Annotated in this window: 5 protein-coding genes; all 5 read right to left on the bottom strand. The window is 35.9% G+C overall.

Annotated features, from left to right (window positions below):
* Positions 1 to 515: 515 nt before the first annotated feature.
* Positions 516 to 2,147, bottom strand: a complete 1,632-nt coding sequence (locus ABY905_RS08810; RefSeq protein WP_372642642.1) for a tetratricopeptide repeat protein — start codon at positions 2,145 to 2,147, stop codon at positions 516 to 518.
* Positions 2,148 to 2,301: 154 nt separating this feature from the next.
* Entirely contained in the window at positions 2,302 to 2,754 is a 453-nt protein-coding gene (locus tag ABY905_RS08805) for a DUF4625 domain-containing protein (protein ID WP_372642640.1), read from the bottom strand.
* A gap of 89 nt (positions 2,755 to 2,843) precedes the next feature.
* Positions 2,844 to 10,265, bottom strand: coding sequence for a S8 family serine peptidase (locus tag ABY905_RS08800; RefSeq protein WP_372642644.1), 7,422 nt, complete (start codon positions 10,263 to 10,265; stop codon positions 2,844 to 2,846).
* A 182-nt stretch (positions 10,266 to 10,447) separates the two neighbouring features.
* The gene (locus ABY905_RS08795) at positions 10,448 to 10,585 is read right to left on the bottom strand and encodes a hypothetical protein (RefSeq protein WP_372642638.1); all 138 of its coding nucleotides are present in this window, start codon (positions 10,583 to 10,585) and stop codon (positions 10,448 to 10,450) included.
* Positions 10,586 to 11,451: 866 nt separating this feature from the next.
* Positions 11,452 to 11,667 (bottom strand): helix-turn-helix transcriptional regulator (locus ABY905_RS08790; protein WP_372642636.1); only part of this gene is annotated, 216 nt, incomplete at its 5' end.

Below are 11,667 nucleotides of genomic sequence, written 5' to 3'. Positions count from 1 at the left end.
TTTTATCAATCTCACTCATACTTTCCTCCCTTTTTCATTCTTCCAAACAAGAGTAACTCAACTTTATTTATTTACTTAATAAAAAACCATAGTATTATTCATACCAAACTCAAACTGGCCAATTATTTACTCATTACAAACAACAAAAGCACCTTAACAATAGCCATTACACAAGCCGTCAAAATGCAGACAACCAAACAAATAACACGCAACATTCTGACTCATATAAATCTGAAGTTAATCAGAGATTATATAGGGACTCAAGAGCCTAATTCGAACAATAAAAAACAGACAGACATTTTATCAAAAACTCATGTTTTTAAATGGAAACTTCTTTCTTTTCCTGAGTTGTCTTATGGGGTAGAAACAAAAAAGAATCGAAACCAGGAGTCTCAATTCTTTCATTTAATAAAACATTAGTGATCAATCTGGCAATTGCCACAATAAAAACTACTTAGCTAAGTTTCTAAAATAAAAAAACATCGTTATACCATATATTTAAAGAAAACTAGTTGCTAAAATTCGCTCAAAAAAGTAACCAAATTTACATTCGTGTTGGTTAAGTCTAGTTTTTTGCGAATTCTCGAACGCAAAACCTCAATTGTATTTACACTTTGATGGGTAATTGACGATATTTCTTTACTGCTTATATTTAGCCTTAAGAAAGCACATATTTTTACCTGTCCAGGGGTTAAATCAGGAAATCTAGCTTGTAAATTATGATAAAACTCATTATGAACTTGCTGAAAACGGAGTTCAAATTCCTTCCAAATATCCTGCTCTCCGGCTAATTGAAGATCCAGTAATATACTTTGGACAGGTGCTAGGTTTTCTTTTCTTAGTTTGGATTTCAGATCTATCAATCGGGTTGACACATCATTCATCAATTCGTTTTTCTTCAGGAGGTACATTACACTTGTCACCAACTCCTTATTCTTCACTTCAAGATCCTGTTCCAAATTCTTCTTTTGCATTAGAATGTGTTCCTGCTTCAATTTCATTCGTTTTGAATTGACTTTCAACAACACATACAAAAGACCTATTACAAGAACACTCAAAGTAAGAATCAAAATTATTAACCAGAACTTAAAGTGAGCTTTTTGTTCTTCAACTTCCTTCAATTTCTCTTTTTTAGCAAAATCGAATTGCATTCTGACCTTAGTAATTTCCTGTATTGTTTTCTGGTTGATTAAGCTATCAGTGGTTTGCTTAAATAACTTATGCATTTGAAGTGCCTTCCCCTTATCACCCTTTTGCTCAAATATTATTGACATATAGTTATAGACATAATTTTGAGTATATAATGATCCTATTTCCTTTCCTAATTCCAATGACTTCTGAAGAGACTGAAGCGCTTTATCCTCCTCTTCTACCATCATATAATACTTACCCAATACAGAATAGGAAATAGCCAACCCCTCCTTGTCGTTTACTTTTTTTCGATACTCCAGTGATCTCTCCAAACTGGGTAAGGCTTTGTCATAATCGCCAATATCAGCATACAGTCTTCCTAAGTTATTATAGATCGCCCCCATTATTTTATAACTATCAAGAGATTTTGCCAATTTCAAAGCTTTCTGATAGTATTCCAGAGCAGTATCCTTTTCATTCTTATAGTTGTAAATGTTTCCGATATTGTTGTAAATCCCATGTATATTTTCACTTTGAGGTTTCTTACTTGCCGTTTGTTTATGAAAACTGTCTAAGGCTTTAAAATAAAATTCCAATGCCTTGTCATAATCTTGAATACGATCGTAAATTCCTCCTATACAATTGTAAACCTTATAAAGAGAAAGAAAATCATTTACATCCTCATAAATTGTCAAGCTTAGAAACAGCTGCGTTAAGGCCATATCGTAATCACCGGAAAGCAAAAACAGCTGCCCTCTTTTGAATTGCACAAGAGCCATTTGAGAAGGCTCCTCATTTTTACCAGCTAAAACGATGGCTTTATGAGAATATTCCAGAGATTTCAATAAATCCTGATTCAAATAATAATCAGATAACCTACATAAAACATCAACTCTTTGACTATCCCCTTCGGCATATTTCAACTTAATCAACAAACTATCTAGAACAAGCTTCTCTTGAGAGGATAAACCGATTGAAATAAAACATAAAAGCAAAGTCAGAAGACATTTTTTCATATAAATTAATTTTGATAATATTCTCATTAAATAGGAACATTTCTAGTTTAATTTTTGAAAGGATCTACTCTAAAGCAGATCCTTTCTCCAACAACAAGCTGTCCAACAGCGATTCACACGACATTCATCCACCATCTGGGACAACCTATTTAGGTCATGAGCGGGAAATTTCAAATTGCACCATTTCTTCGGTACTGTTTCCAGACTCATCAGTAAGAGTAATAGAAAAAATGTAATCCCCAACACGTGTAGTTTCCCCAACTGCGATATCAAAATTCAAGTCAAAAGAACTTTCTCCTTTAATTACTGGTAAAGCATTGCCATAAGCATCCAAATCGGCATAAGAACTGAAATAAAATTCTTCTACATTTTTCACTGACTTGAAACCTCGATAGCTAATTTTAACAACATAGTCATCCAACTTAACATTGTCAGAAAGTACAGCATTTACATTAATAATACCACCTGGATTAATCATAACTGTACTTAAAGGACCATTCAATTTAATAGTAGGCTTGGTGGTATCCACCTTCTTATCATCTCCTCCTCCACAGCTTATCAAGCCGTTAGCAAAGACAAAGAGAAGTACAAACTTTAATATTTTCATAAAACTTATTTTTTAACAATTTAATTCAAGGGTTAAAAACCCTTTTAAGGATAACGTTTACCCCCTGGCTTACGCCAGAGGGTAAAAAACTATATCTTCACAACACGCTTAACAATATCTCCAGTGGTTGTCGTTATTTTAACCAAATAGATACCTGATGGCATATGACCAATATTAAGTCTCTCAATCTGTTCTCCACTAATCTTATTCACTTTAGTTTGATACTGAATATGACCAACAACATTCATTACTGAGATTGTCACATCGCCTTGAATACTGTTACTAAGAACAATATTTAATGGACCTGAAGTAGGAACTGGATATACCTTAGTTTCCGAAGTCCCTTCTGGGTCTTCGATACCCGTTACAGTTCCAATTCTCACATTAAATGAAGTTTGAGCGCTTAATCCTTCAGAATCAGAAGCCACAACAGTTACCACAGCACTACCTGGTTCCAGGGGTCTAATTGCAATTTCATCATCAGATGTAAATATCGAAACAATAGGATTATCAACTGAGACAACATAATTCAGCGGTTCGTTATCAGGATCAGAAAATAAAGGTAAAAGATTGATGTAATCAAACTCTTCATCCTCATAATACTCTCGTGTTCCAACAGTGTCTATTAATTCAGGTGCACGATTCACATTCAGTACTTCAATAAGAAGTTCTTGACTTGTTGCATTTTCATGCTCATCAACACCATTAATCACAATCGAATTGATTCCTGAAGCTTCAAATCCTGGACTGTAAGTGATTGTAATCGTATCATTAACAACACTCATTTGAACGTAATCAGATTCTTCTGCAAGTGTATAAGTACAATTATCACCTTCTTTATCTTCAACGAGTATTTTAAAAGAAATTGTTTCGTTCTCTTCTACCGTATAATTGACATCTGTATCAATAGTAAATACAGGTCCCTGATTTAAGTGAAGAGAGAAGTTTTTCTCAATTACAGGCTGGATAGGATCGTTTGATTCTACAATGACTTTTGCAAAATTATCGGGATCCATTACACCAGCTGCATTGAAGTAGAAGTCCAAACTTAATGACTCTCCGGCAGCAATACTACCTGTCGTTTCATTAGTCAAACTCACCCATGATGTACCAACATGTTCTTTCTCTAAAGCTTTAATCATCCAGGCATAGTTTTCAAGCGGAGAATCTACAACATCTGTCCAACCTTCGCCATATGGGAAAAAGTAACGATCAGCTACAGGCTCATCAAGAAGAACGGTACCTTGAGGATGTGACACGCCCAACGGATAAGAAATAGCGATATAAAATTTCTCATTAGGATAAAACTGCTGAGGTTCTGACAATTCAATAGTTATATACCCTCCAGCTTCATCAGATTCTTCAATGACATGCGTATAAGATTCCTGAGTTAATAATTTAGCATCTTCAAACCCAGTTCCTCCAGCAAGAACATAGACCTGAACTTCAGAAGACAATACATCTAAAGGACGGTACCAAGTTTTAATATGAGACAATTTAAATCCTGCATTAGGTGCTATAAAAGCAATACCTGGCATAAATGCTTGTCCTTCGCCGTAACCAATGAACATATTAGGTTTAGTTAGAGTATCATACTCCATAACGGTATCATAATCTTCCTCTGAACTTGGAGATGCATTATTGCTGGTATTTGCCAATTGCTCAATATTATATTCCTCTGAAGAATATAAACCAGCGTTGAAGATTTCAGCAGCATTGCTCACGGCAACTCTGTTGTAGTCTATAGAGATGCTATATTCTAATGCACCTTGTCCTTCTTCGTTAGAAAGAACCAAAGATTTGTTCTCTTTATGCTCCTTTGTATTCGCTAGAATGTGAATTTCATCACCAACTAAATTAGCTACTGGAGGTAGTGTAACAGTCGCATGAATAGGTAATAAATAATCACCTTCTGGTAGATTACCCTTAAACACCAAGTTAGTAGAAAACTCACTTACATTTCCTGTAGGCATCAAACGAATTCTCATTTTTTGTGATTCTCCCGGGTTCAACTCAAATGGAGCCCAAGGGCGAAACATTGGTGGAACTTCCTGCCAGCTATACATTCCCCAGCTTTCAACATAGTATTCAACTATTGCTTCCGAATTATCTTCCAAAGCCACAGAAGAGAAATTCATGACATCCTTACCAACATTCTTTATTAAAAATTCATGGTAGTACGAATGAGCTTCCATCCATCCCCAGTCATCTGCAACTTCATAAGCCATAACTTCACCAAATTGGATATCTGCCGGAGCTTCCATTTTTGGGTCGCCGCTTACTTCCAGATAAACTGGAATCTCAAGCATAGAGTTGTTTGGCGTATTATTAAACAACTGCAATTTAGCATCGTACCAACCTTTATTTAAGGCAGTGGCATCAATAGCAATATCAAAAGTGGCAGTTCCCTTAGCAGGAATAACTTGTTTTTCCCCTGGTGTTAATAATATGGCCAGTTGGTCTCTCAAGTAAGTCTGATAACCTGCAATCAACATACCATCAGTACCATCACTATTCTCAATTCCTGTGATACCTAAATGCATCCATGAATTGTACTCAGCAGCTTTATATTGATACTTGATGCTACCATTCTTATAAAGAATCGCTTGGAAACTGTAATTTTCGCCAAGAACATACATATCTATACACTCATTCCACTGTATTACAACTCTGTCGTCGTAAACTTTATGAAATATACCTGAGTTCTCATTCGTTGATTCAGGATAATTATGAATGGCAAAATATGGAGCAACAATACTATTGGGCTCGGTTACATTCGGGAAAAGTTCAGCTCCAATATAAGGAGGGTTGATTCTTGGTTCTGCAGTTGTAAGCATACCTTGCCAACTAATCCAAAGCGTATCGGTTGGTTGGTTATATAAGTCAAACTCAAAAGGTAAGGCCAATGGTTTCCACAATTGCTGATTAGCAGAATACCATTTATATGATGTTTTTTCACCATTACCAACTAATTCTTCCCATGCAAACTGAGGACCACCAAAGTCATTGTTTGTCGTCAAAGAATATGAAAAGTCAGGTATTGAGTTAGGTACTGCTTTAGGTTCAACATGGTATAACCAATTTTTTCCGGTCATTACAAACTCAAGATCAGAATCACCAGTATTATTAACTGTAATAGTTCTTACAACCTTATTCCCTGCTTCAAGCACTTCATCAAATGAAGTCACATCAACTGCAATTTGAGGAGCGGCAATAACTTCGCCACTTAGAGCAACATCAAATACAGTACCGTCAGCACAAGTAACCGTTAATATATCATTAACTAAACCTAAATTTTGAGTCGCTAAGGAAACATTAATAAAGTTGGTTGATTTCGCTTTTAAAACTTGTGGATAGTTTGCATCCTCAATAATGTAATTTAATCCAGTTAAAGTAGCGGAAGTAATTTCGACATCTTTGTTTCCTTCATTAACAAGTGAAATAGTCTCCTTTTCAGATCCACCTTCAAAAACCTGACCAAAATCAATATTGGTTCTATTGATAACAGGTTTAGCAAGACCTCCACCATTCACATTTACTTTTACTTTAAATGCTTTAGCAGGTGCAAATGGATCGTTACTCAAAATAGAAATAGCTTGATATAGATTTCCTTCATTTACACCCTCAGTGTTTAACTGAACGTCAATTTGCTCTGACTCACCAACACCAATAATACCGGTGGTTTTTGATAAGGATTTCACCAGATTCTCTCCTGGATGGTTCACTTTGAATACAGTATTGTTATACTGTAATCTACCCATGATTTCTTCAACGAAATCTAAACCTAAACCATTGATTAAGAAACCATCTTGATACTCAGGATCGCCAAGACCGATCAAAGCCTGTTCTCTATCCATCGAATACATGTTCTCAACATCTTTATATCTAAACTCGATATTTCCATTTTGGAAAAGAACAATTTGGAAAGTTCCAACTTCATAAGTGTAACCTTCTTCCATAAATACATCGGTATACTGAACAATGAATTTACCAGCCTCTTTTTTATAATGGATTTGACCGCTACGGTTGATATCTAAAGGCCAACCGAAAGCTGAAATCATACCTTTAGGCGCGCATCGGTAATCCAAATTTGGAGGTGAACAGTTTCCTAATGGTCCTTCCTGATCAAGAGTTAAGACACCAAAACGTGTTAAATTGATAGATGTTATTTTTCTATCGTAAAAAGGAAATGCAAAACCAAGCTCAACTTCCTTATACTTAAAGTTAGGATGTACATTTTTAAAATAATCTGATACATCTTCTCCTCCAGTAGTAATATCTTCCCATACAAATTTGATATCATCATTACCCTCCGTATTACTATCGTATGAATATCCGAACTTATGAGTGAAGTAATCCTCCTGGCTCATGTTCTCTTTATCATACACAGGAATCTTATATTCCAGAGGATACTCTCCAGTATTTGTAATAGTGAAGCTAGTGGATGTAGTTTCTCCAATAGACATAGCAGGTAAAACTTGTTCAGCAGGTGTTAATTGAATTTGAGCAGGCGTGGTACCAACTCCAAATAATCTAACCTGATGGGTATTACCTTTATTATCCTGCAAGTTGATTATTGCATTATCATTCCCTGCATTATCTGGCGTATACTTTACAGTAAAATAACCATAATCACGTGCAGAAATATTCCAGGGTTTCTTTACAATTTCGAACTGAGGATCATTTGAGCTAGCTGAAACGCCATAAAAATTACCATATCCGAAATTAGTAACCGGAATAATTAAGATTTTACTCGTTCCTTGGAAAACACTTCCATAATCAACGACACTAATGTTACGCAAGTCAGGCTTCTGACCATCAACAGTAATATTTACCGGAAGGCGATATTCCTTCTCGTCACTATCGTTGGATTGGATAAGAAGGTTTGCCTGATAGCTTCCATTAATTAATTTCGTAGCGTCAACATCCATTCGTACGTGCTGAGTCTGATCGGCTTCAACAGTACCAGATGCCGGTTCCAGGCTAATAAACTCTCCCAAATACTTATTGGTACTAATCGCTTTGGTAGCCCATACATAATAGTCATCAATCAATGAATCCAATCTTTTCCAACTTGCTCCCATGTCAAAACTCATGAAACAATTGTCAGAATGTTGAGCCTCTGTTTCTTGTTGAGTACCTAAACAATAGGTATTACCCTGCGGAATATGGAATACAATCCAAAACGTTTCTCCTTTTTCAAAATAAATCTGCTCAGTTAGCTGCACATTTTGTGTGTGCGGATCAGGATTATAGTTTGAAACTTCCTGTGCGTAATAAAGGTTTTCTTTGATAAGTTCAGTACCGCGATAAATTTCCATCACCATATTTCCAGTAGCTGGATCATGTGCAACAGTCATCTCGGCATTTGTCAGGTTAAAACCACCATCCTGATCTACAATATATTTTACTGCAGACGAGTTAGTATAGGTCGTATCACTTTCTCCAATAATATATAATACACCATCACCATAACCAATTTCTTCTTTGTAACCTGTTAGAGTTTCCGCAGTTGTCTTTTTTGCCTCATCATTTGCATGCATTCTTACTTTTCGTAAAGAAAAATTAGAATAATCTATAGACGATTTTGCTAAAGGATAAGTAATCCCCGTAGAGTTCCATTTTAGGCTCTGGCTTTTGTGTCTTAATAATCCTTCCCACTTCAATAAGCCTTGATCCAAATTCTCAATAGTAAAATACGCACCTTTCATAAAAGCATCAGCATCACTAATAGCCAAATCAATAGACGAAAGATCGATATTGATATCTGGTCCTGCATTTGTTGTTCCTGAAACCACTACTGACAATTCCGACTTATTTGCCCATCTGTCCATAGAACGAATAGAGAAGTAGTATGTCGTTAAAGGCTCTAATCCCGTTAACTCGAATTCTCTAACAGTTCCAGCAGTTTGAGTATTATTAATACTTACGAGCTGAGCTTCATTTAAGTTCTCATTGGTAATCTCTTCTGTATAGTAGAAAATCTGGAAATTAGTAGGATAATCATCATCTTCATCAACAGGAACAGTCCAGTTTAGAGTTGCAAAGTCCTGAGCAATACCAACTAATTGTAAATCTGTAACTGCATCAGGAGTAACGCCCTCATTTTTCTTAAGGACCATAGCAGCATCAATATACCCTACACCCATTTTCCCTTCAAAACCAGGATTGTAGCCATCTACATCATGCGTTGAACTTTCCAAATACAGTCTCAATTCATCTGCAGTAAAAGTAGGACCCGCATGCTGAGATACAGCCAATGCCGCAATACCTGAAACATGAGGACAAGCCATTGATGTTCCTTGCATATATCCATAAGAGTTATTAGGCATTGTACTCAAAACACCCGAAGTCTGACCATGCATTTGATCTCCTCCTGGTGCTGAAATATCAACCCAATCTCCATAATTAGAATACTCCGCTTTTTTGTTATCAGGCCCTAAAGCAGATACACAAAGAGTTTTTTCATAATATCCAGGATACATTGCAGCATCAACGTTATCGTTACCAGATGCAAAAATTACAATACCACCCTTCATTGGGCTTCCTTCATATTGTCCTGCCTCTTCGATAAAATAATCGATAGCTGATAATACAACCTGCTCGATCATATCTGGAACTCTATAACCCCAAGAGTTTTGCGAAATAACAGCACCATTATCAGCTCCATATACAATTGCAGAAGCAAAACCACCGCCACCACCAGCAGATGTAAATATCTGCGATGACATTAAACGTACACCATCTCCATTTCCAGTACCACCAGCTACTCCGGCTACTCCAATACCATTATTGTTTACAGCAGCAACGGTTCCTGCAACGTGAGTCCCATGCTCATGAGGCTTAACATCACCGATATTGTCAACAAAATTGTATCCATGTACGTCATCGACAAAACCATTACCGTCGTCATCTACTCCATCTTCACCATTTAACTCGGCAGTGTTTACCCAAAGATTATCCTTAAGGTCTTTATGAGCGATATCTATACCGCCATCAACAATACTTACAATTACATTAGGCTGTCCAGCTTGTGTTTTCCAAGCCTCATAAAGGTTAATGTCTCCCTCAACAACACTAGGATTCAAAGTTCCCTTATTGTCGTAATGCCACTGATCTTTTAAGTAAGAGTCATTAAAATATTCTCCCTCTTCTGAACTTGTTTCAGCTAAAGCTTTAACTTCTCCAGTAATCAATCGCTTTTTCAATACAGGCTCTGAAATTTCTATATCTCCACTATTAGAATAAGCAGATACTGCTTGAAGTGGGTTTATTGTTGCATCAATTGAAATCTCATACCACAAATGTAAGCCATGCTTACGGTGCTTTGCATCATGCTTAGCTGAATAAGGGAAAACTCTTTTCATCGTGCTTGCACTCACTTTTGCACTGGCAGCATCAAAAGTGCTGATACCAGTTGAAAGCACCCCTCCAACACTGGAGGGGCTCATACTTTTTAATGTTGTAGTAAGCTGGGGTTTAAATTTGACCCGGACAACACCAGTGTGCATGTCGCTGGGTTTTACCTGGGCAAAAACACTCCCTGCTAGGAGAACCAGGCATAAAACCATTAATACTATTTTTTTTAATTGTATCGTTTTCATCATAAAAAAATTGTGTAAATTAAAAATCAAATTCCAATGAATAATTAATGGAATTTATACGGGACTTTTGTTTTGAAAATTCATAGCGTTTATTTTTTGGGTTTAGTTGAAGTTTTTTCCTTTTTATTCAATGAACTAATGGAATTAAGAATCTTTTTCAAGGCTTTATTTTCCTCAGCTCTTTTCTCCAATAGATCTTGAAGTTTCTTATCCTTACTACTTCCCATCCGTTTTTTCTTTAGGCGTCATACAATTGATATTAAAAACCAAACAAGTATAGCCCGCTCCCTTAAGAATCACATAAGCCTATTCCACTCAATAGAACTATACACCCCATAAATTAACACTCAGATATCCGAACTGGGTACTAACCGAACACTCAGAAGACAACTAAGCATTTGACAACCACATCATTAATATCGCGCATGCGATATTTTTTCATAAGTATTAGAGTGCACATATGAGCCTCCAATTAGCCCATCAGTTCATGATGTCTTGCCTAAAAGAATGAGAGATTAACTGCGAAATAAAATCGGATAGACAATTACGACTTAAACAAAAGCCCATTTATGAGCTGAGCTTACTTTTAATCAGAGAAAAAAAATGAGCTTTAAAGCAGATGCTAAATCATGGTTTGCTTAGTAAAGAGGATGTTCTTTTCTAAGTTCTGGAAATGTGGGAAAGTTGGGTTCGCCCTATTTACACTAACCGTTAAAAAAACAACTAGCAGGCTTAGTTAGAAATAACTTATATTATACCCTCAATATATCAAAATGACACTAGGTATAATACTTATTAGAATTGTTTAAAAGCTAAACATTTCTTTTTTTGAGGAAATTAAAATGTAAGTGTATTATTCGGAGTGAAAAATCATTCAATGATTTTATTCAATCCATCACTAAGTACGGCACTTATATAAGCTTTTTGTGTTTTATAAAATTATCACAAAACGTAATTGCACTCCATACTAAAGGAAGACCTACTCAGGCGAGTAAGCCAATTATTTCAATTTCAGATTGTAGGTATTGCTAACGATATGACTCTTGTTGCTATTAGTAGATCAGATAGGGATATTCTGATCTACAATAAACGCCTAGAGATCGATAAGAAAGCTCACCAGATTAACATCTTTATTAGTCAGGTTCAATTTCTTGCGAATTCGTGTTCTGGTCACTTCAATACTTTTAACGCTCTGGTGGGTAATAGCTGAAATTTCCTTGCTCGTCATGTTTAATTTTAAGAAAGTACAAATTTTAACTTCTCCCGGAGTGAGATCCAGAGCATATTCTTTTAGTCTTTTATAATAATC

Origin of the sequence: Ancylomarina sp. (genome assembly GCF_041555295.1) — a bacterium.
Classification (GTDB): domain Bacteria; phylum Bacteroidota; class Bacteroidia; order Bacteroidales; family Marinifilaceae; genus Ancylomarina.
Note: the sequence above shows the minus strand (reverse complement) of the source record. Positions and strands in the feature narration are given on the sequence as shown.

Bases quoted from the DNA above. Each gene is read 5' to 3' on its own strand.
- ABY905_RS08810 (WP_372642642.1), bottom strand. From the start codon at position 2,147: ATGAAAAAATGTCTTCTGACTTTGCTTTTATGTTTTATTTCAATCGGT.
- ABY905_RS08800 (WP_372642644.1), bottom strand. From the start codon at position 10,265: ATGCACACTGGTGTTGTCCGGGTCAAATTTAAACCCCAGCTTACTACA.
- ABY905_RS08795 (WP_372642638.1), bottom strand. From the start codon at position 10,585: ATGGGAAGTAGTAAGGATAAGAAACTTCAAGATCTATTGGAGAAAAGA.
- ABY905_RS08805 (WP_372642640.1), bottom strand. From the start codon at position 2,754: ATGAAAATATTAAAGTTTGTACTTCTCTTTGTCTTTGCTAACGGCTTG.